The organism is Tenebrionibacter intestinalis (assembly GCF_016632365.1).
GTDB lineage: Bacteria > Pseudomonadota > Gammaproteobacteria > Enterobacterales > Enterobacteriaceae > Tenebrionibacter > Tenebrionibacter intestinalis.
This window is the reverse complement of the sequence record NZ_JAEPBH010000020.1, coordinates 57144-76704: the sequence shown is the minus strand read 5'-3', so window position 1 is coordinate 76704 and position 19561 is coordinate 57144. Positions and strand designations below refer to the sequence as shown.

The following is a 19561-nucleotide window of genomic DNA, read 5'->3' as shown; positions in this document are numbered from 1 at the left end:
GCGCCTTTTTGCTATGCGCAATGGCTGATGATTCGAACCGTTAGCTCAGCGTATCTTCCCTGCCAGCAGGTCACCTTCGGTGCAATGGCATCTTTAATAGCGCCGCAACGCTCGTTGCGCCATATCCCGTTGACAGTTTCACGTATCCGGCCCGTAAAAATGCCGCTCAGTGAACATACCGACCGGCATTATTGCTATAACCTATAACGCGGCCTGGCAGGCTAAGCGCGCTTAAGCGGCTTTACCAGTTGTTCCAGCCCTTCCGTTTTAATCAGCAGCGTCAGCGCCATCAGCTCGCCGAGTTTACCTTTCGGAAACTCGCCTTTACGGGAAAACCACAGCAGGTACTCTTCCGGCAGATCGATAAGCGCCCTGCCCTGATATTTACCAAACGGCATAATCGAGTTGGCAATCTCAACAAGCTGCTCTTTTTCCATCTCACTCTCCGAGTAAACGCAGCATTTCTGCTTCATCAATTACGTCGATACCCAACTCCTGCGCCTTCGCAAGTTTCGAACCTGCGGCTTCACCGGCGACGACTAAATTCGTTTTCTTCGAAACGCTGCCGCTCACTTTCGCCCCCAGCGCAACAAGACGCGCCTTTGCGTCATCGCGCGACATCTGGCTAAGCGAGCCTGTCAGCACCACCGTTTTACCGGCAAACGGGCTGTCAATTTCTTCCGCTTTCACCACGACTGGCGCAGGCCAGTGAATGCCAACTTTCCCCGTCAGCTCAGCGATAACCTCGCGGTTGCTCTCTTCTTCAAAGAAATTAAAGACGTGAGTAGCCACAACAATACCGACATCAGGCACCTGCTGAAGATCTTCAATACTTGCCGCCATCAGCGCGTCCAGCGTGCCGTAATGCGCCGCCAGCCCGGCCGCAGTGGCTTCGCCCACTTCGCGAATGCCAAGCGCATACAAAAAGCGCGCAAAGGTCGTTTCTTTTGCTTTCTCCAGCGCGTTGACCAGATTAAGCGCCGACTTTGGCCCCATCCTGTCGAGTCCGGTCAGGATCCCCGCCGACAGACCAAACAAATCGGCCGGTGTCTTCACATACTCTTTATCCACCAACTGATCGATAAGCTTCACGCCCATACCGTCAACATTCATTGCACGGCGTGAAACAAAGTGCCACAGTGCCTCTTTACGCTGCGCCGCGCAGATAAGCCCCCCTGTACAGCGCGTAACAACCTCGCCTTCCACACGTTCCACATCAGAACCGCAAACCGGGCAATGGGCCGGAAATACGACTTCACGCGTCTCGTCAGGGCGCTCAGACAATACGACATTTACCACCTGCGGAATCACATCGCCCGCACGGCGGATAACAACGTGATCGCCGATGCGCAGACCAAGGCGCTCAATTTCATCGGCATTATGCAGCGTTGCGTTGCTTACCAGCACGCCCGCAACCTGCACCGGCTCCAGACGGGCTACCGGCGTAATCGCGCCCGTGCGCCCAACCTGAAATTCCACATCGCGCACTGTAGTCATCTGTTCCTGGGCAGGAAACTTGAACGCCACTGCCCAGCGCGGCGCTCGCGCCACAAATCCCAGTTCTTCCTGAAGCGGAATCGCATCGACCTTAGCGACTACGCCATCAATATCGAAACCCAGCGTTGAACGCGCCTGCTCAACCTGATGGTAAAATGCCAACACACCGTCCGAACCCGTGCATAAGCAAACACGATCGCTAACCGGCAGCCCCCAGGATTTAAATCGCTGTAAGCGTTCAAAATGGCTGGCTGGCAGCTCGCCTCCCTCCAGTAACCCCACGCCGTAACAGAAAAACGTCAGCGGACGCTTCGCGGTTATACGCGGGTCAAGCTGGCGCAAAGAACCTGCGGCAGCATTACGCGGATTGGCAAAGACCTTACCGCCGGTACGCCGCGCCTCTTCATTGATCTTTTCAAAGCCCGCCTGAGGAAGAAACACCTCACCGCGAATTTCCACGCGCCGAGGTATATCCTCACCGTGCAGCCGCAGCGGAATAGCGTAAATAGTACGCACATTGCTGGTAATATTCTCACCGGTTGCGCCATCGCCGCGGGTTGAGGCTCGGGTTAGCAGGCCATCTTCATAAAGCAGGCTGACGGCCAGGCCATCCAGCTTCAGTTCACAGCAGAAAGTTATTTCCGCCTCATCGTGTAGCCTGTCCTGAATGCGTTTATAAAACGCCTGCCAACTTTCTTCATCAAACACATTATCAAGCGACAGCATCGGCACTTCATGGCGTACCTGAGTAAACTGTGTCAGAGGCTGCGCGCCTACGCGCTGCGTGGGCGAGTCAGGCGTGATGAGTTCAGGGTGCTGCGCCTCCAGTTCACGCAGCGCACGCATCAGGCGGTCATATTCGGCATCGGGTATCTCCGGCGCATCCAGCACATGGTAGAGATATTCATGATGGCGAAGCGTGGTTCGCAACTGTGTTAGTTCGTCTTCAATTAAATTCATATCGCACCATCACGATAAAAAACCCCCGACAAGCGGGGGTTCAGCAAGAAACTATTTCCGCCCGGCTTAGTGATGCGCCGTGCCGATAACCTCGCGAATCGTATCCTGATACTCACGCAATTTCTGAGGCGTCATCATCCGGCGCTGGTCATCAAGCACAACACCGCCAACCTCATCAGCAATGTGCTGAGCGGACTGAAGCATCAGCTTAAAATTCTGCAATGCATCGCCGTAAGACGGCACCTGCATAAAGATGGTCACGCCCGGCGTCATAAAATCGTGCATGTTTTCCGGATCAAAGGAACCGGGTTTTACCATGTTTGCAAGGCTGAAAAGTACCGGGCCGCTGCCATCCGGGCTGAGATGGCGATGAAAAATGTTCATATCGCCAAACTGAAAGCCCGACTGCTGGATGCTGCTAAGCAGCGCATCGCCGTTAAGCTGGCTGCCTGCATGGGCTGCCACATTCATTACAATAACGGCCTCTTTACGCGTTGAAGGCTGCTGTGCCGGCTGAGTCTGCGCGGCGGCTTTGGATTCGGCTTCAATCTCAGCCACAAGCTTCGCTTCCTGTTCAGGCGACAGCGTTTTAATCGGCGGCTGTGGAAGCTTCACGTCTGGCTCAACCATCGGCGGCGTGACCGGCTCAACCGGACGGCGCTGCGTTTCCTGAGCTGCCTGCTTTTCCTGATTCTGCGCAGGGCGCAATTCAGGTTGAGGTTCGCCTGGCGCGAAACCGGGTTCGCGTACCGCTGAAGCCTGGGCAGACGGCTGCGGGCGCGGTTGAGCGGGCGCATAAGGCGGTTGATAATCATGCGAAGGCGCGGCAGGCGGCTCACGATCGCCATGAGGCGTCTCAACGCGTCGAATGCGCACTTCGCCGACGCCTTCTTCGAAATCATCTTCCAGACCCATATCGTCATCGCGCTGCAATGTTGCACGCCTGTTCGGACGCTCGCGGAAAATCGACGAACGCTCTTTACGGCTGGTCCACAACCCATGAACCAGTAAGGCGATGATGGCTATCGCGCCAACAATGATTAATATCAGACGCAAATCCTGCATCATTATATTCTCTGTTGTTCTAACACTTTGCCACAGCGGCAAACATCTACGACTAAGAGTATTTGTCCTGGTGATGAAGTGCAAGTCTACCCTATTAGTTCTCCGCAGGAAGATGGTTTTAATGCTGGTTTTTCGACCATTTCTGAGGTAGTTATCCTATTCATCATCGTTTATACGACAAATATAATAGGCTATCGAACAGGTTGCCTGAATTTAAGGAGCATGAGCTGATTATGGTTGCCCCTAACAACATTCCCCCGCGCAGCGGCTTTTACTATTTTTCTCAGGGATGGTCATTAATTAAAAAGCCCGGTATTCGCCGTTTTGTCGTTCTGCCGCTGCTGGTCAATATCCTGTTGATGGGAGGCGCCTTCTGGTGGCTGTTTACTCGCATGGAGAGCTGGATAGCCAGGCTGATGGCGATAACGCCTGACTGGCTACAATGGCTCAGTTACCTGATCTGGCCGCTGGCGGTCGTGTCGCTGCTGCTCGTTTTCGGCTATTTCTTTTCCACGCTTGCCAACTGGATTGCCGCCCCCTTTAACGGGCTGCTGGCCGAGCAGCTTGAAGCGCGGTTGACCGGCGCAGCCCCGCCGGATACCGGCGTAGTGGACCTGATAAAAGACCTGCCGCGTATCCTCAAGCGCGAATGGCAAAAGCTTGCGTGGTATCTACCGCGCGCGCTTGTGCTGCTGGCGCTGTTTTTTATTCCCGGTTTTGGGCAAACCGCCGCGCCGGTCGTCTGGTTTCTCTTCAGCGCCTGGATGCTCGCTATCCAGTATTGCGACTATCCATTTGACAACCACAAAGTGCCGTTTACTGAAATGCGCGTTGCGCTGCGCGAACGCAAATTTATCAATATGCAGTTCGGCGCGCTGACCAGCCTCTTTACGATGATCCCGATACTCAATCTGGTCATCATGCCCGTAGCCGTATGCGGCGCGACCGCAATGTGGGTGGATTGCTATCGCAACCAGCACGCGCGCTGGCGTTAAGGCCGCCATAAAAGACGCAGAGCGGTCTTCTCGTTTTATTCCATACCAGGAAGCGTTATTTCACTCCAGCATAACGATATGCTAATTACTTACTTTCGCATAAATTCTGTATCAGTATGCTGGTTAACGGTAAAATTCATTCAGTTAAGGAAAGGCCATGAGCAAGATTTATGAAGACAATTCTCTGACTATCGGCCATACGCCGCTGGTCCGGCTCAACCGCATTGGTAACGGCCGCATTCTGGCAAAGATTGAATCCCGTAATCCAGCTTTTAGCGTTAAATGCCGCATCGGCGCCAATATGATTTGGGACGCCGAAAAACGCGGTCTGCTAAAGCCCGATGTGGAGCTGGTCGAACCGACCAGCGGCAACACCGGTATTGCATTGGCTTATGTCGCTGCGGCGCGCGGTTACAGGCTGACGCTTACGATGCCAGAAACCATGAGCATTGAACGACGTAAATTGCTTAAGGCGCTGGGCGCCAACCTGGTACTTACCGAAGGCGCGAAGGGGATGAAAGGCGCGATTCAGAAAGCAGAAGAGATTGTCGCCACCAATCCGCAAAAGTATGTTTTACTGCAACAGTTCAGCAACCCCGCTAACCCTGAAATTCATGAAAAAACGACCGGCCCGGAAATTTGGGAAGATACCGACGGCCAGGTCGATATTTTCATCTCCGGCGTCGGCACCGGCGGCACGCTCACCGGCGTCAGCCGCTATCTGAAAAACACCAAAGGGAAAAGCGACCTTATTACCGTCGCCGTTGAACCTGTCGATTCTCCTGTTATTGCCCAGGCGCTGGCAGGAGAGGAAATTAAACCCGGCCCGCATAAAATCCAGGGCATTGGCGCAGGCTTTATTCCCGCCAACCTCGATCTCAGCCTGGTGGATAAAGTGGTCGCCATCACCAACGAAGAGGCCATTTCCACCGCTCGGCGCTTGATGGAAGAAGAAGGCATTCTGGCGGGGATATCGTCAGGGGCTGCCGTAGCTGCCGCACTCAAGCTTCAGGAAGATGAAGCCCTTAAGAATAAAACCATCGTCGTTATTCTTCCCTCCTCCGGCGAACGTTATCTGAGCACCGCGCTGTTTGCCGATCTCTTTACGGAAAAAGAGCTGCAACAGTAATGCCAGTTTGCCGATAAAGCACAAAAAAGCGCCACTGAAGGCGCTTTTTTGTGGCGCAGTTCAAACTTTTACCCACCCCGGCATTGCTCAGCCCCCATCGCTCTGGTATTTAACCTGCAAATTATTTTGATGCGCGAAATTACTCGGTTTTTTGTCCGTTTGGGCTGAATCGATTTACTGGTTTGGTACCGAAGGGGATTACGCGGCATAATAGTCGCAGGCTAACCAAAGCGGAAATCGCAGCGCTAAGGCCATAACCGAGGTTTTAGCATCACTGTGTCGCCCGCTGTCGGCATCCGAACGATTACAGGCTAAAGTCTGCCCCCCAGGCTAGACTTTAGTACCACAACACTAAACCTATTAAGTTGGGGAAATATAATGTTTCAGCAAGAAGTTACCATTACCGCGCCAAACGGTCTGCACACCCGCCCTGCCGCTCAGTTTGTAAAAGAAGCAAAAGGCTTCACTTCTGAGATTACTGTTATCTCCAACGGTAAAAGCGCAAGCGCAAAAAGCCTGTTCAAACTGCAGACGCTGGGGCTGACTCAGGGTACCGTTGTGACCATCTCAGCAGAAGGCGAAGACGAGCAGAAAGCCGTTGAGCATCTGGTTAAGCTGATGGCAGAGCTCGAATAAGTTTACCCGGGTTCGGAATTAATATCAGTCATAAGTAAGGTAGGGTTATGATTTCAGGCATTTTAGCATCCCCGGGTATCGCTTTTGGCAAAGCGCTTTTGCTGAAAGAAGATGAGGTTGTCATCAACCGGAAAAAGATTTCTGCCGACAAGGTTGATCAAGAGATTGAACGTTTCCTGGACGGACGCGCGAAGGCAGCCACCCAGCTTGAAGCCATCAAGGTAAAAGCCGGGGAGACCTTTGGCGAAGAAAAAGAAGCCATCTTCGAAGGCCATATTATGTTGCTGGAAGATGAGGAGCTGGAGCAGGAAATCATAGCCCTGATAAAAGATAAGCTCGTTACTGCCGATGCGGCGGCATACGATGTTATCGAAGGCCAGGCCACTGCCCTGGAAGAGCTTGATGATGAATACCTGAAAGAACGCGCCGCTGACGTGCGCGACATCGGCAAGCGTCTTTTGCGCAATATTCTGGGTCTGGCGATTATCGATCTTAGCGCAATTCAGGAAGAAGTCATTCTGGTCGCCGCTGACCTGACGCCGTCTGAAACCGCGCAGCTTAACCTGAACAAAGTGTTAGGTTTCATTACTGACTTTGGCGGGCGCACTTCTCATACCTCTATCATGGCGCGCTCGCTTGAACTGCCTGCTATCGTGGGCACCGGCGACATCACAAGCCAGGTAAAAAACGGCGACTATCTCATCCTCGATGCGGTTAACAATAAAGTTTACGTCAACCCTACTAATGATGAGATAGACGCACTGCGCAAAATCCAGGCTCAGGAAGCGGCAGAAAAAGCAGAACTGGCGAAGCTTAAAGACCTGCCTGCTATTACGCTTGACGGCCATCAGGTTGAAGTTTGCGCCAATATCGGCACCGTGCGCGACGTCGCTGGCGCTGAGCGCAACGGCGCAGAAGGCGTGGGTCTGTATCGTACCGAATTTCTGTTCATGGATCGCGATTCACTGCCGTCTGAAAACGAGCAGTTTGAAGCCTATAAGGCCGTTGCACAGGCCTGCGGTTCTCAGGCCGTTATTGTACGTACTATGGATATCGGCGGCGACAAAGAGCTGCCGTATATGAATTTCCCGAAAGAAGAGAACCCATTTTTGGGCTGGCGCGCGATCCGCATCGCGATGGATCGTAAAGAGATCCTGCGCGACCAGTTGCGTGCTATTCTGCGCGCCTCGGCTTTCGGTAAACTGCGCATCATGTTCCCGATGATTATCTCTGTTGAAGAAGTTCGCACGCTCAGGCAGGCAATAGAAGGCTATAAAGCCGAACTGCGTGAAGAAGGCAAAGCGTTCGACGAAAGCATTGAAATCGGCGTGATGGTAGAAACCCCGGCGGCTGCAACGATTGCCCGCCACCTGGCTAAAGAAGTAGATTTCTTTAGCATCGGAACCAACGACTTAACACAGTATACGCTGGCCGTAGATCGTGGTAATGATATGATCTCGCATCTGTACCAGCCGATGTCGCCCTCGGTCCTGACCCTGATCAAACAGGTTATCGACGCATCCCATGCAGAAGGTAAGTGGACCGGCATGTGCGGTGAGCTTGCTGGTGATGAACGTGCTACACTTCTGTTGCTGGGGATGGGGCTGGATGAATTCAGTATGAGTGCCATTTCTATCCCGCGTATCAAGAAGATTATTCGTAATACGAACTTCGAAGATGCGAAGGTTTTAGCAGAGCAGGCTCTTGCTCAACCGACAACGGACGAGTTAATGACGCTGGTTAACAAGTTCATTGAAGAAAAAACACTCTGCTAATCCACGAGATGCGGCCCAAATTACTGCTTAGGAGAGAAGGTTAATGGGGTTATTTAGTAAACTGTTCGGTGACAAAGGCAACAGCGACACCGGAACGATTGAAATTGTTGCGCCTCTGTCAGGCGAGATCGTCAATATTGAAGACGTGCCGGACGTGGTTTTTGCTGAGAAAATCGTTGGTGACGGTATTGCTATCAAGCCCACCGGCGACAAAATGGTAGCGCCGGTTGACGGCACCATTGGTAAAATTTTCGAAACGAACCACGCCTTCTCTATCGAATCCGATAGCGGCATTGAGCTGTTTGTCCACTTCGGTATTGATACCGTCGAACTGAAAGGCGAAGGTTTCAAACGTATCGCTGAAGAAGGTCAGCGCGTGAAAAAAGGCGACGTGGTCATTGAGTTTGATTTGCCGCTACTTGAAGAAAAAGCCAAATCCACGCTGACGCCGGTTGTCATCTCTAACATGGACGAAATCAAAGAGCTAACTAAGCTTACCGGTAGCGTCACCGTTGGGGAAACCCCGGTCATTCGCATAAAAAAATAATGTGAAAACGTTCTTAAAACGGCGCCTGAAGGCGCCGTTTTCTATGGGTTATCCCCTCTTGCCACATCAAAGCGTTTTGTCGGATAGACTTATCCTGAGCAAACAAACGTCCGGCCCTCGCCGCACAACGCTGCCCTTCTTCTGTTTAATCTTAAAAAAACAAAGACTTACAAGAAATATCATGACGATAGAAAAATACTGTCGCCGCAGGCTTCCGCGCCCGGGCAAAACTTAACGCGCATAAAAAAGCGCGCGTTGAGGCAATGCCCGGCGCGCGCAGTCGGCAACCGGGACAACGGTTATCCATAACGGCAGGACGCGCCCGTGATGAAGCCGTTCATACCTGCGGCTCAAGCTTAAAATCACCCGCCCCCGAATCAATTCAGCCAGTTAGGTTAAGGATAAGGTTGCATTCTCCGCAATTACCGGCAAGCCATACACGGTGCGCATTACGAAGCACCGCCGCCTGATTGCGCAAACCGACGCCAGCGTTCAGTAAGCCGCGCGAGGTTAAATGCCTGCGCCCTGCGCAAAGCTTTCTTCACCAAACACGCCGGTTGACAGATAACGGTCACCGCGATCGCAGATAATCGCGACCACCACCGATCCCGGATTGCCCCGCGCCACCTTCAGCGCCCCGGCCACTGCGCCGCCGGAGCTGACGCCGCAAAAAATCCCTTCCTGTCGCGCCAGCATTCGCATGGTGTTTTCCGCTTCATCCTGAGAAATATCCAGCACTTCATCAACCAAAGAAGCGTCAAAGATGCCTGGCATCCACGCCTGCGGCCAGCGTCGGATGCCGGGTATGCTGCTGCCTTCCTGCGGCTGCAGGCCTATAATTCGCACCGGCTTGTTCTGCTCACGCATAAAACGTGAGGTCCCGGTAATCGTGCCAGTGGTTCCCATGCTGGAAACAAAATGGCTAATGCGCCCTTTCGTCTGCCGCCAGATTTCCGGTCCCGTGGTGCAGTAGTGGGCCAGAGGGTTATCGGGATTATTAAACTGATCGAGCACTTTTCCTTCGCCGCGCGCCGCCATTTCCTGCGCCTGCGCACGCGCCCCTTCCATCCCCTGCGCTTTGCTGACAAGGATCAACTCCGCACCATACGCCTGCATTGCCGCACGCCGTTCAAGACTCATGTTGTCAGGCATCAGGAGTTTCATCCTGTAGCCCTTTAATGCCGCAATCATCGCCAGCGCAATACCGGTATTGCCGCTGGTCGCCTCAATCAACACGTCGCCAGGCGCAATATCGCCGCGCCGCTGCGCCTCATTTATCATAAACAGCGCCGCACGATCTTTCACCGAACCCGCTGGGTTATTACCTTCAAGCTTTACCCAGATTTCACTGCCGTTCTGCGGCCCCAGACGCTGGAGGCGAACCAGCGGCGTATTGCCGATTGTGCTTTCTAATGTGCTCACGTGTATCATATCCATGTCATGAAAAAAGCGGCCTGGCGGCCGCTGCAGTTTGTTGACAAAGAAGGAAAAAACGGGGGTTTTTCCTTCTTTGTAGTAATCAGGTGAAAAACAATGCTTTGATTTTCCTTATTTTTTATTGTTTTTCATCCATTCTGTCTACGACAGGATGGGGTTTGTCAGCCGTCTCAAGCGGCCTGACGGCCGCTAATTACAGAAAACCGGCAAAACCTTGCGCCAAATAGTCAATCCTCAGCGTGACGGCAAACGCTGTCGCCCATCGTTTCAGGCGCTTTGCGCCAGCGCCAGGCTTTGGATACGCGTCTGCCCGTGGTAGATACGCGCATTTTTCAGGCCAACAAACAGGCGCTCGCCGCGCTGCGGCGCGCGCTCATCACGCAGCACTACGCTCAGCGGTTCACGGCCCCAGCCTAGCGGCTGTACCATCAGTTGCGTATAGTGTCCGCGAGGGCTGGCTTCCAGCACCTGCGCGGGCAGCGGCGAATCAAGGCTGGTATGACGGTTGACGTCCACTTCCCACGGGCGCAGGAACAGATCGACTTCGCCCTGCCAGGAGGGCGTAAAGCCAAGCGGCCAGCGGTGCGCGCCGACCAGAAACTGCCCGCCCTGGATTATTCCCGAAAGGCGGTTTACCTCCCCCAGAAACTCCAGCACGAAACGCGTGGCCGGCTCACGCCACACCTGCTGCGGCGCACCGACCTGCTCGATATTGCCCTGGCTCATCACCACAACGCAATTAGCCACCTCCATCGCTTCTTCCTGATCGTGAGTGACAAATACGCTGGTAAACTTCAACTCCTCATGTAGCTCACGCAGCCAGCGCCGAAGCTCTTTACGCACTTGCGCATCCAGCGCGCCAAATGGCTCATCAAGCAGCAAAATCTGCGGCTCAACCGCCAGCGCGCGCGCCAGCGCAACTCTTTGCTTCTGCCCGCCGGAGAGTTGAGCCGGAAAGCGCCCGGCAAGATGTGAAAGCTGCACCATCTCCAACAACGACATCACCTTTTGATGAATTGCCGCCGCATTTGGCCGCTCACGGCGCGGCAGTACGGTCAGGCCGAAGGCGATATTGTCAAATACCGTCATATGGCGAAACAGCGCATAGTGCTGAAAAACAAAGCCCACGCGACGCTCACGCGCATGCAGGCGGCTGACGTCGGTACCGTGAAAACGGATACGCCCGCCCGTCTGGCTTTCAAGGCCGGCAATAATACGCAGCAACGTGGTTTTTCCGGACCCGGAAGGCCCCAGCAGCGCCACCATTTGGCCAGAGGGAATGTCCAGTGAGATAGCGTTTAGCACCTGCGTGCGGCCAAAAGACTTTTTGATATCAGTAATCTCAATGCTCATCTCTTTCCTCCTGATGCAGCCGCTTTTCCTGATTATTCAGGCGCCACTGCAACGCGCTTTTTAAAAACAACGTTAAAATCGCCATCAGAGTCAGCAGCGCCGCAGCAGTGAACGCGCCTACGGTATTGTAATCCTGCTCCAGCAATTCAATCTGCAGCGGCAACGATAGCGTCTCCCCGCGAATCGATCCCGACACCACCGACACCGCGCCAAATTCGCCAATGGCGCGCGCATTGGTCAATACCACGCCGTAAAGCAGCGCCCAGCGGATATTTGGCAGCGTAACACGACGGAACATCTGCCAGCCGGACGCACCGAGCAAAATCGCCGCTTCATCTTCCTGACTTCCCTGGCTTAACATCACCGGCACCAGCTCGCGCACAACAAACGGGCAGGTAACAAAAATGGTCACCAGCGCCATGCCTGGCCAGGAAAACATAATCTGAATATCGCGCTCATCCAGCCAGCCGCCGAGCGGGCCATTACTGCCGTAGAACAGCAGGTAAATCAGCCCCGCAACCACAGGCGAGACAGCAAAGGGGATATCCAGCAGCGTCAGTAAAAGCTGGCGCCCCGGGAAAGTAAACCGCGTAACCAGCCAGGCCAGCAGCGTGCCAAATACCAGATTAACCGGCACGGCAATAAGCGCGATAAGCACCGTCAGCCAGATGGCATGCAGCATGTCCGGGTCTGCCAAATTGCGCAGCACCGGTAACAAACCTTTTGAAAATGCCTGAATGAAAATGGCGATCATCGGCACAACCAGCAGCAGGAACGAAATCAGCACACCGGCGCCAATCAACGCCCACTTGCCCCAGTCAACGCCAGAGCGCTCACCGCTCAGTTGCGACACATCCAACATCAGTGTCCCCCCAGACGGCGCCCGAAGCGGCTTTGCAGCGTGTTAATGCTAAACAGCAGCAGCAGCGAAGCTGCAAGGATCACCGACGCCACTGCGCTGGCTGCGGGATAATCAAACTCCTGGAGGCGTATGAAAATCATCAACGAAGCCACTTCCGTTTTCCAGGCGATATTCCCGGCGATAAAAATCACTGCGCCAAACTCGCCAAGGCTGCGGGTAAACGACAGCGCCACCCCGGCCGTGAGCGCAGGTGAAAGCTCGGGCAGCACGACGCGGCGAAAACTCTGCCAACGGCCTGCGCCCAGCGTCTGCGCCGCCTCCTCATATTCCGGCCCCAGCTCTTCAAGCACCGGCTGCACGGTACGCACCACGAAAGGAATACTGGTAAACGCCATCGCCACGGCGATACCAGGCCAGGCGTAGGTCACTTTAATATCCAGATGCGCCAGCCACTGGCCGTAAATACCGTTCACTGAAAACAACGAGGCCAGCGTCAGGCCCGCCACGGCGGTTGGCAGCGCAAATGGCAAATCCATTAGCGCATCCAGCAGGCTGCGCCCGGGGAAGGAGTAGCGGGTTAATACCCAGGCCATCAGCATGCCGAACACGCCATTAAATATGGATGCGACGGCGGCAGCTAACAGCGTCACTTTATACGCAGCCATCACCTGCGGGTTAGTGATGACCTCCCAGTACTGCGCCCAGCTCATCTGCGCAAGCTGCATAACCAGCGCGCTGAGCGGCAACAGCAGAATCAGGCAGACAAATAACAGACTGGTGCCAAGACTCAGCGTGAAGCCAGGTAATACGCGACGTGAAGCAGCAAACATCAGCGACGCCCCGCGGCAAGCAGCTTATCCAGCTCGCCGCCGCTGTTGAAATGGGTTTTCATCACTTCAGGCCAGCCGCCAAACTGTTCCTCCACGCGAAATAACGCAGTCTGCGGGAAACGGTCTTTTAGTTTCTCCATCAGCGCTGAATTGTTCACCCGATAATAATAGTGTGTGATTATCTGCTGCGCAGCCGGGCTATAAAGGTAATTCAGGTAGGCTTTTGCCGCTTTTTCCGTGCCGTTGACCTTCACATTTTTATCCACCCAGGCAACGGGAAATTCGGCCAGGATATTTACTTTCGGCACGACCACTTCATATCCTTCTTTCGCGTACTGATTGCGAATATTATTTACCTCGGATTCAAAGCTAATCAGCACATCGCCCAACCCGCGCTCCACGAAACTGGTGGTGGCGCCGCGCCCGCCGGTATCAAACACTTCGACGTTTTTTAGAAGCTGCGTCATAAACCGCTCGGTGTCAGCCCTGTCGCCGTTATTGGCTTTGTCCGCGGCACCCCAGGCGGCGAGATAGGTATAGCGCGCATTGCCGGACGTTTTCGGGTTGGGGAAGATAAGCTTCACATCTGACCGAACCAGATCGCGCCAGTCCTGGATGTTTTTGGGATTACCCTTGCGCACCAGAAACGCCATCGTGGAGTAAAACGGCGAACTGTGGTTCGGCAAACGATTTTGCCAGCCAGCGGCCAGCCGTTTTCCACGATCGTGCAAAATCTGCACGTCCGTGACCTGGTTATAGGTCACTACGTCTGCTTTTAAGCCCTGTAAAATCGCCAGCGCCTGTTTCGACGAACCGCCGTGAGACTGTTTAATCGTGAGTTTATCGCCGCCGTTTGCCTGCGCCCACTGTTGCTCGAAAGGCGGGTTGAGGGCCGCAAAAAGCTCACGCGAAACGTCATAAGAGCTGTTAAGCAGCGTCGTTGCCTGAGCCTGCCCCGCCAACAGCAGCGTGGCAACCAGCGCATTGATGATATAGTTGACTGATTTAGCGACCATTCTCCACCCTTATATACAACACGCCGAAAACCGGAATCTGGGTTATCAGTGTATTTATAATGGGTAGCAAAACAGTAACGCTTTTATATACCATTTGGTGATTGGCAAGCGTAAAAGAGTATAAGGCCGCCAGCGCAGGACGTTGGCGCGGGCGGCGGGCAGAATTAAAGCGAAAACAATGTATCCAGAGAAGGCGCAAACCAGTATGCGCCGGTCACAGGCTTAGTAAACCGCAGCATAGCGTCGCGCTTGCCGTCCGTTTCACCGAACATACTGAGCAACTGCTGCTCAATATTATGCAAGCGTGCGCAGTAAGCGATAAAATAAAGGCCGTGAACGCCGCTTGCCGTGCCATAAGGCAGACTCTGGCGCACAATCTTCAGGCCTACGCCGTCCTCTTTGAGATCGACGCGACTTACGTGGGAAGTCTCCGGGCGGTTATCGCCATCAAGCTCTTCATTATCCACTTTTGTACGCCCGATAATTTTCTCCTGTTCGGCCACGCTAAAGCGATTGAACTGCGCAAGATTATGCTCCCAGCGCTGGGTAAGCACATAGCTGCCGCCCTCATCCACGCCGTGGTTGATAATCGCCACGCTGCGTCGCAGCGCCTCGCCGCTGGGGTTCTCGGTACCGTCGACAAAACCACTCAGATCGCGATCTTCTACCCAGCGAAAGCCGTGGACTTCTTCTTCAAACTTCAGCGTATCGCCAAATGCGCAAAGCGCCGCCTGCGCCGCGCTAAAGTTCACATCATGGCGCCAGGAAAGTATATGAATCATAACGTCACGCTGCGTTGCTGGCGCAAGGCCATTACCCAGCGGCGTGAAATTCTTCAGCTCATCGGCCCCCTTTGCACCGCTTAAATCGCGCCACAAATCGTGGCCAAAGGCGACCGTTGCGCCAAGGCGCGCGTCGGGGAATTGCTGTTGTAATGCATCCAGTTGCTGACAAAATGTTTTGCAACCTTCCTTAAGCGCTGCAAAATCTCCCTGAAAACACGCCTCAAGCCAGATAGCGGCACGACAATGTTCTGGCAAAATGCCAGTCTGCACCCGGGACATCGCTCCTCCTGAATTATAGTAAACCACCGGCGGTGGCCTCACGGCAGGTAGTGTAAGCGGTTATCGCAGCACCGCCTTGCGACGGCGCAAAAAGAGCGTAGATACTATCGATGCCAGATAATTTTACGAATAGCCCAGTCGCTTAACACATCGTCAGGCGGGATAAGCCCCTGCGGGCCGCGCCAGTCGCCGCTAAACTGATAGTTCAGATGCTCGCTACCTGGCGCTGAGCATTCCACGGACCGCACATCAAGCTCCTCGCCCGGCCGGCAGGCGCCGTAGGCCTTACTGTAAAGCTTACTAAACAGCGTACCGATTTTTACGCCACTATCGGTTTCAATATCGCTGTCCATCACTTCAATGTGGCTAACCTTGCCATCCTCGCCGCGTATCAGTAGCGCAGTTTTATCTTCTTTTAACGCTTCGTAATACGTTACCGGCTGACCGCTGACAATACGCATACCGCCTATCAGGCGATAATCGTTGTTCAACCCCTCAGCGATGGCCGCTTCGGTCAACGGCGTGTTCGCCGTCAGTTTCCCAACGCCCTGCTCGGTTATCGTCACAGTTGACCCAAACCAGTTCCACGGCGCGATACGCGACGCAGAAGAACACCCGCTCAGTAACAAAACCATACCGCTTGCTAATACCCTTTGTGCCTTTTTCATTTATTCGTCCTTTTTAATAACGCGCGCAATAAGCGCCCGCCGGTCCCGGAAAGCGTCGCCTTAATCCGCAGGTGCGTAAAAACAGGCGCGCAGGCGACGGCTGGCGGCCAGCCACAGGAGCGCGAAACAATCTATAATAAGCAGCAACGACGCCGCAATACCGGGCGCGCCCTGTAACAGCAGCCATAGCTGCCAGAGCGTCAGCGCCAGTTGCGCCACTACCGGCACAGGTCGCCACGCGCGCCATAACCGCGCAAATCGATGACGGCGGCCGCTGAGCACAAACGTCGCGGCAGCGGGCAGCCCGGCGGCCATGCCCAGCCAGAACAACTGTCTGTCCGGATAAATCAACGTCAGAATCGCCTCGCCCTGCCCGCGCGATGCGCCGGCTAACGCAAACAAGACCCAGGTGCGCGCCTGCAGCAGGAGAATGAGCCAGAATAGTAGCGGCAGCTTCAGCCAGCCATTATCATCATAATCAGAAGGCGCCCACATCGCTTGTTAAGTTTACCGTAAGGTTAAAGGCGGAAAGTATGACACTATTCCGGCGGCCTACGCCAGCTACGTAACGCTTCTACTCAGAGAGTTTGACAATGAAAAAATATATTCGGGTAATATTGCTCACCGCCGTCGCAACCGCTCCGGCCCTGGCGCAAAACGGCGGTTTCACCGGCCCCGCTGCCGATGCGCCTGCGCAACAGGGCGGCTTTACTGGCCCGGGCGTCGCTACCTCTACCGTAGAGCAGGCTAAAAGCATGCGTGACGACAGCCAGGTCGTACTCGAAGGCAACATCGTACGCAAGTTAGGCCATGAACTCTATGAATTTCGCGACAACAGCGGCGTGATTAACGCAGATATTGACGACAAGCGCTGGCGCGGGCTGACGGTAAGCCCTGAAGATCGGGTACGTCTGGAAGGGGAAGTGGATAAAGACTGGAATTCAGTTGAAATAGACGTGAAAAAAATCAGCAAACCCTGATTCGCCTTCGCAGCACGCTGTTTAACGTTTTTCCTGCGCCAGCCCGCTCTACGCCTGACGCAGGAATTAATATTCATCGTCTTCAATCAGGCGCCGACCAAGGTTCACAACGTCCTGCTGCTCGTAGCCCAGGCGTTCATACATGCCAATCACCATATCGTTATCTTCACGCACGCTAATTAGTATTTTGGGGCAACCGCGCGCAATGAGCTTTTTTTCAAGGCGGCTTAACATCGCGTTGGCAATACCGCGCCCGCGAAATTCCGGATGTACGCCCAGATAATAAACCGAACCGCGATGGCCATCGTAACCGCCCATAACAGAACCGACAATCTCATCGCCTATTTCCGCCACCAGAAACAGATCCGGCGAATGATGATATTTACGCTCAATATCCATCTCAGGATCGTTCCACGGCCGCAGCAGATCGCAACGCTCCCACAGCGTAATCACTTTTTCAAAATCGTCCTGGCGAAAGATGCGTATTTCCATGACGTTACCTGCCTTAAGCATCAACAATAAAGCCAGTGAGGCCACTGAAAAATTAGCCTATATCTTAACTTACTTTACCGTCAAGGGTGGCATAATATCCGGCTGTCATGCCCTGAAATAAAAAGCAGAACATTTTCTTCACGTTCAGGCCGCTTCGCGCATACTGAAACGACCTGGCTGCAGAGTGACATGACACACACCGTTCATCAATTTCCGGCGCTCGCGCAACACCGTTCCCCGCGTTGTTGAATATCACCGAAAACAGAGCCAGGACACACAGCACGAACAAAGACTTAAGTTAAACAACAGGGCCGTATGAGTAAAATTAACACACTGACTCCCCTGGCTTCCCGCCGCCAGTTTCTATTGACCGGCCTGGCAGCGCTGACGTTTGCCGGCCTAAACAGCGCTTATGCCCGGGAGGAAAGCGCTTCACTGCGTACCCGCACCAGCCACAGCCAGCCTAAAAAGAACGCCGGCGGTCGCCGGGTGATTACGCTCGATCCGGGGCATGGCGGTATTGATACCGGCGCAATCGGCGGGAATGGTTCGCAGGAAAAGCATGTCGTGCTTGCCATTGCCAGAAACGTACGCACAATTTTGCGCCAGAAAGGTTACGACGCTCGCCTTACCCGCGACAGCGACGAATTTATTCCACTCTACGATCGCGTAGAGATCGCGCACAAACACGGCGCCGATATGTTTATATCCATTCATGCAGACGGGTTTACTAACCCGTCTGCGGCTGGCGCATCGGCATTCGCGCTGTCTAACCGCGGCGCCAGCAGCGCTATGGCGAAATATCTCTCAGAAAAAGAAAACGCCGCCGACGATGTGGCAGGCAACCGAGTGAAAGACCACGATCGCTATCTGCAGCAGGTGCTGTTCGATCTGGTACAAACCAACACCATAAAAAACAGCCTGACGCTCGGCTCGCACGTACTCAGGCAAATTCGCCACGTTCATCGCCTGCACAGTAAAAATACGGAACAGGCGGCATTTGTGGTGCTTAAATCGCCATCGGTGCCATCAGTGCTGGTTGAGACATCGTTTATCACTAACCCGCAAGAGGAGCGTCTGCTTGGCACAACGGCGTTTCGCCAGAAAATCGCCCATGCGATTGCCGCCGGCATCGTCAGCTATTTTAACTGGTTTGATAATCATAAAGCCCATTCCAGGCGAGGTTAGCCAAAATGAAACCTGATATTCAGGCGGTTAAAACATTTCTGACCAGTTTGCAGGATACGCTTTGCCAGCAGCTCAGCACACTGGACGGCGCTATATTTCATGAAGACAACTGGCAGCGAGAAGGCGGCGGCGGACGTAGCCGCGTGCTGACCGGTACGCTGTTTGAACAGGCTGGCGTCAACTTTTCCCACGTGCGAGGCAGCGCAATGCCCGCCAACGCCAGCGCGCATCGCCCGGCGCTGGCGGGCCGCAGTTTCGAGGCGCTCGGCGTTTCACTGGTTGTCCATCCCTGCAACCCGTACGTCCCCACCAGCCATGCGAATGTTCGCTTTTTTATCGCCGAAAAGCCGGGCGACGAACCAGTATGGTGGTTTGGCGGCGGGTTCGATCTTACCCCCTGTTACGGCTTCGAAGAAGACGCTAAACACTGGCATCGCACGGCACGCAATCTGTGCAAGCCATTCGGCCCCGATGTCTATCCGCGCTATAAAAAATGGTGTGACGACTACTTCTGTCTCAGACATCGCAACGAACAACGCGGCATTGGCGGTTTGTTCTGTGACTCTCTGAATACGCCTGATTTCAACTATGCCTTTCGTTTTATGCAGGCCGTAGGCCTGGGCTATCTCGATGCTTATCTGCCCATTGTACAGCGTCGTCGGGATATGCCCTGGGGGGAGCGCGAACGCCATTTTCAGCTTTACCGCCGCGGACGGTACGTGGAGTTTAATCTGATCTGGGATCGCGGCACGCTGTTTGGGTTACAAACCGGTGGGCGCACTGAGTCTATTTTGATGTCGATGCCGCCGCAGGCGCGCTGGGAATATGATTATCATCCCGAGCCCGGCAGCCCGGAAGCTGCGCTGGCGAAGTTCATTGAGGTGCGCGAATGGGTGTAACGCGCGGTCCCGTTATTAATCAATAAAAGCGCCTTCCCCCTTCGGCGCCTTATAAAATATTTTTATTTATTTTCGATAAATTACCACTATCAGTTTGTTTATTTGGTTTGATAAAAACCCCTGGCTTGCGGGATTAAATCTCGCAAATTGCCACGCCGCACGTTCACC

The 19561-nt window shown here is 54.1% G+C and carries 21 protein-coding genes; 9 read left to right on the top strand and 12 right to left on the bottom strand.

Annotated elements, in window-relative coordinates:
* On the top strand, positions 1–207 hold a 207-nt coding region (locus tag JJB97_RS09380; RefSeq protein WP_238713763.1), incomplete at its 5' end, for a hypothetical protein.
* A 14-nt stretch (positions 208–221) separates the two neighbouring features.
* On the opposite strand, the gene JJB97_RS09375 is transcribed toward JJB97_RS09380, so the two are convergent.
* From JJB97_RS09375 to zipA, 3 genes are all read right to left on the bottom strand, one after another.
* The gene (locus JJB97_RS09375) at positions 222–437 is read right to left on the bottom strand and encodes a DUF3820 family protein (protein ID WP_238713762.1); all 216 of its coding nucleotides are present in this window, start codon (positions 435–437) and stop codon (positions 222–224) included.
* Between the two features lies 1 nt (position 438).
* Complete coding sequence (gene ligA, locus JJB97_RS09370; protein WP_238713761.1) at positions 439–2457, bottom strand: NAD-dependent DNA ligase LigA; 2019 nt, start codon at positions 2455–2457, stop codon at positions 439–441.
* A gap of 66 nt (positions 2458–2523) precedes the next feature.
* Positions 2524–3525 carry a cell division protein ZipA gene (gene zipA / locus JJB97_RS09365; RefSeq protein ID WP_238713760.1) on the bottom strand — a complete coding sequence of 334 codons (1002 nt, stop codon included), beginning with the start codon at positions 3523–3525 and terminating at the stop codon, positions 2524–2526.
* Between the two features lie 230 nt (positions 3526–3755).
* On the opposite strand from zipA, the gene cysZ reads away from it, so the two are divergent.
* From cysZ to crr, 5 genes are all read left to right on the top strand, one after another.
* Positions 3756–4517: a sulfate transporter CysZ gene (gene cysZ, locus JJB97_RS09360; RefSeq protein WP_238713759.1), complete on the top strand. Its 762-nt coding sequence runs from the start codon at positions 3756–3758 to the stop codon at positions 4515–4517.
* A 157-nt stretch (positions 4518–4674) separates the two neighbouring features.
* On the top strand, positions 4675–5646 hold the full coding sequence (cysK, locus tag JJB97_RS09355) for a cysteine synthase A (RefSeq protein ID WP_238713758.1): 972 nt from the start codon (positions 4675–4677) through the stop codon (positions 5644–5646).
* A 378-nt stretch (positions 5647–6024) separates the two neighbouring features.
* A complete protein-coding gene (ptsH, locus tag JJB97_RS09350) occupies positions 6025–6282 on the top strand; it encodes a phosphocarrier protein Hpr (RefSeq protein WP_238713757.1) in 258 nt (85 codons plus the stop codon).
* A 47-nt stretch (positions 6283–6329) separates the two neighbouring features.
* A complete protein-coding gene (ptsI, locus tag JJB97_RS09345) occupies positions 6330–8057 on the top strand; it encodes a phosphoenolpyruvate-protein phosphotransferase PtsI (protein WP_238713756.1) in 1728 nt (575 codons plus the stop codon).
* A gap of 43 nt (positions 8058–8100) precedes the next feature.
* Complete coding sequence (gene crr / locus JJB97_RS09340) at positions 8101–8604, top strand: PTS glucose transporter subunit IIA (protein WP_238713755.1); 504 nt, start codon at positions 8101–8103, stop codon at positions 8602–8604.
* A gap of 510 nt (positions 8605–9114) precedes the next feature.
* On the opposite strand, the gene cysM is transcribed toward crr, so the two are convergent.
* From cysM to JJB97_RS09300, 8 genes are all read right to left on the bottom strand, one after another.
* On the bottom strand, positions 9115–10026 hold the full coding sequence (gene cysM, locus JJB97_RS09335) for a cysteine synthase CysM (RefSeq protein WP_238713754.1): 912 nt from the start codon (positions 10024–10026) through the stop codon (positions 9115–9117).
* A gap of 282 nt (positions 10027–10308) precedes the next feature.
* Positions 10309–11394, bottom strand: coding sequence for a sulfate/thiosulfate ABC transporter ATP-binding protein CysA (cysA, locus tag JJB97_RS09330; protein WP_238713753.1), 1086 nt, complete (start codon positions 11392–11394; stop codon positions 10309–10311).
* Complete coding sequence (cysW, locus tag JJB97_RS09325) at positions 11384–12256, bottom strand: sulfate/thiosulfate ABC transporter permease CysW (RefSeq protein ID WP_238713752.1); 873 nt, start codon at positions 12254–12256, stop codon at positions 11384–11386. The genes cysA and cysW overlap by 11 nt, the downstream gene beginning before the upstream one ends.
* A complete protein-coding gene (gene cysT / locus JJB97_RS09320) occupies positions 12256–13086 on the bottom strand; it encodes a sulfate/thiosulfate ABC transporter permease CysT (RefSeq protein ID WP_238713751.1) in 831 nt (276 codons plus the stop codon). Before cysT ends, cysW begins: the two co-directional genes overlap by 1 nt.
* Entirely contained in the window at positions 13086–14102 is a 1017-nt protein-coding gene (locus tag JJB97_RS09315; RefSeq protein WP_238713750.1) for a sulfate ABC transporter substrate-binding protein, read from the bottom strand. Before JJB97_RS09315 ends, cysT begins: the two co-directional genes overlap by 1 nt.
* A gap of 164 nt (positions 14103–14266) precedes the next feature.
* Positions 14267–15166 carry a Dyp-type peroxidase gene (locus JJB97_RS09310; RefSeq protein WP_238713749.1) on the bottom strand — a complete coding sequence of 300 codons (900 nt, stop codon included), beginning with the start codon at positions 15164–15166 and terminating at the stop codon, positions 14267–14269.
* A gap of 104 nt (positions 15167–15270) precedes the next feature.
* A complete protein-coding gene (locus JJB97_RS09305; protein ID WP_238713748.1) occupies positions 15271–15834 on the bottom strand; it encodes an RpoE-regulated lipoprotein in 564 nt (187 codons plus the stop codon).
* Positions 15835–15894: 60 nt separating this feature from the next.
* Positions 15895–16329: a DUF2919 domain-containing protein gene (locus JJB97_RS09300; protein ID WP_238713747.1), complete on the bottom strand. Its 435-nt coding sequence runs from the start codon at positions 16327–16329 to the stop codon at positions 15895–15897.
* Between the two features lie 98 nt (positions 16330–16427).
* Between JJB97_RS09300 and JJB97_RS09295 the strand changes: the two genes are divergently transcribed.
* A complete protein-coding gene (locus JJB97_RS09295; RefSeq protein WP_238713746.1) occupies positions 16428–16814 on the top strand; it encodes a YgiW/YdeI family stress tolerance OB fold protein in 387 nt (128 codons plus the stop codon).
* A gap of 66 nt (positions 16815–16880) precedes the next feature.
* On the opposite strand, the gene JJB97_RS09290 is transcribed toward JJB97_RS09295, so the two are convergent.
* Positions 16881–17306 (bottom strand): GNAT family acetyltransferase, encoded by a 426-nt coding sequence (locus JJB97_RS09290; RefSeq protein ID WP_238713745.1) that lies wholly within the window; start codon positions 17304–17306, stop codon positions 16881–16883.
* 315 nt (positions 17307–17621) lie between these two features.
* On the opposite strand from JJB97_RS09290, the gene amiA reads away from it, so the two are divergent.
* Together amiA and hemF are read left to right on the top strand one after the other, a co-directional pair.
* On the top strand, positions 17622–18494 hold the full coding sequence (amiA, locus tag JJB97_RS09285; protein ID WP_238713744.1) for an N-acetylmuramoyl-L-alanine amidase AmiA: 873 nt from the start codon (positions 17622–17624) through the stop codon (positions 18492–18494).
* A gap of 5 nt (positions 18495–18499) precedes the next feature.
* On the top strand, positions 18500–19393 hold the full coding sequence (gene hemF, locus JJB97_RS09280; protein WP_238713743.1) for an oxygen-dependent coproporphyrinogen oxidase: 894 nt from the start codon (positions 18500–18502) through the stop codon (positions 19391–19393).
* The last annotated feature ends 168 nt before the right edge of the window (positions 19394–19561 follow it).

Excerpts from the sequence above, each read along its gene's own strand:
- JJB97_RS09375 (WP_238713762.1), bottom strand. The coding sequence starts at position 437 with ATGGAAAAAGAGCAGCTTGTTGAGATTGCCAACTCGATTATGCCGTTT.
- ligA (WP_238713761.1), bottom strand. The coding sequence starts at position 2,457 with ATGAATTTAATTGAAGACGAACTAACACAGTTGCGAACCACGCTTCGC.
- zipA (WP_238713760.1), bottom strand. The coding sequence starts at position 3,525 with ATGATGCAGGATTTGCGTCTGATATTAATCATTGTTGGCGCGATAGCC.
- cysZ (WP_238713759.1), top strand. The coding sequence starts at position 3,756 with ATGGTTGCCCCTAACAACATTCCCCCGCGCAGCGGCTTTTACTATTTT.
- cysK (WP_238713758.1), top strand. The coding sequence starts at position 4,675 with ATGAGCAAGATTTATGAAGACAATTCTCTGACTATCGGCCATACGCCG.
- ptsH (WP_238713757.1), top strand. The coding sequence starts at position 6,025 with ATGTTTCAGCAAGAAGTTACCATTACCGCGCCAAACGGTCTGCACACC.
- ptsI (WP_238713756.1), top strand. The coding sequence starts at position 6,330 with ATGATTTCAGGCATTTTAGCATCCCCGGGTATCGCTTTTGGCAAAGCG.
- crr (WP_238713755.1), top strand. The coding sequence starts at position 8,101 with ATGGGGTTATTTAGTAAACTGTTCGGTGACAAAGGCAACAGCGACACC.
- cysA (WP_238713753.1), bottom strand. The coding sequence starts at position 11,394 with ATGAGCATTGAGATTACTGATATCAAAAAGTCTTTTGGCCGCACGCAG.
- cysW (WP_238713752.1), bottom strand. The coding sequence starts at position 12,256 with ATGTTGGATGTGTCGCAACTGAGCGGTGAGCGCTCTGGCGTTGACTGG.
- cysT (WP_238713751.1), bottom strand. The coding sequence starts at position 13,086 with ATGTTTGCTGCTTCACGTCGCGTATTACCTGGCTTCACGCTGAGTCTT.
- JJB97_RS09315 (WP_238713750.1), bottom strand. The coding sequence starts at position 14,102 with ATGGTCGCTAAATCAGTCAACTATATCATCAATGCGCTGGTTGCCACG.
- JJB97_RS09310 (WP_238713749.1), bottom strand. The coding sequence starts at position 15,166 with ATGTCCCGGGTGCAGACTGGCATTTTGCCAGAACATTGTCGTGCCGCT.
- JJB97_RS09305 (WP_238713748.1), bottom strand. The coding sequence starts at position 15,834 with ATGAAAAAGGCACAAAGGGTATTAGCAAGCGGTATGGTTTTGTTACTG.
- JJB97_RS09300 (WP_238713747.1), bottom strand. The coding sequence starts at position 16,329 with ATGTGGGCGCCTTCTGATTATGATGATAATGGCTGGCTGAAGCTGCCG.
- JJB97_RS09295 (WP_238713746.1), top strand. The coding sequence starts at position 16,428 with ATGAAAAAATATATTCGGGTAATATTGCTCACCGCCGTCGCAACCGCT.
- JJB97_RS09290 (WP_238713745.1), bottom strand. The coding sequence starts at position 17,306 with ATGGAAATACGCATCTTTCGCCAGGACGATTTTGAAAAAGTGATTACG.
- amiA (WP_238713744.1), top strand. The coding sequence starts at position 17,622 with ATGAGTAAAATTAACACACTGACTCCCCTGGCTTCCCGCCGCCAGTTT.
- hemF (WP_238713743.1), top strand. The coding sequence starts at position 18,500 with ATGAAACCTGATATTCAGGCGGTTAAAACATTTCTGACCAGTTTGCAG.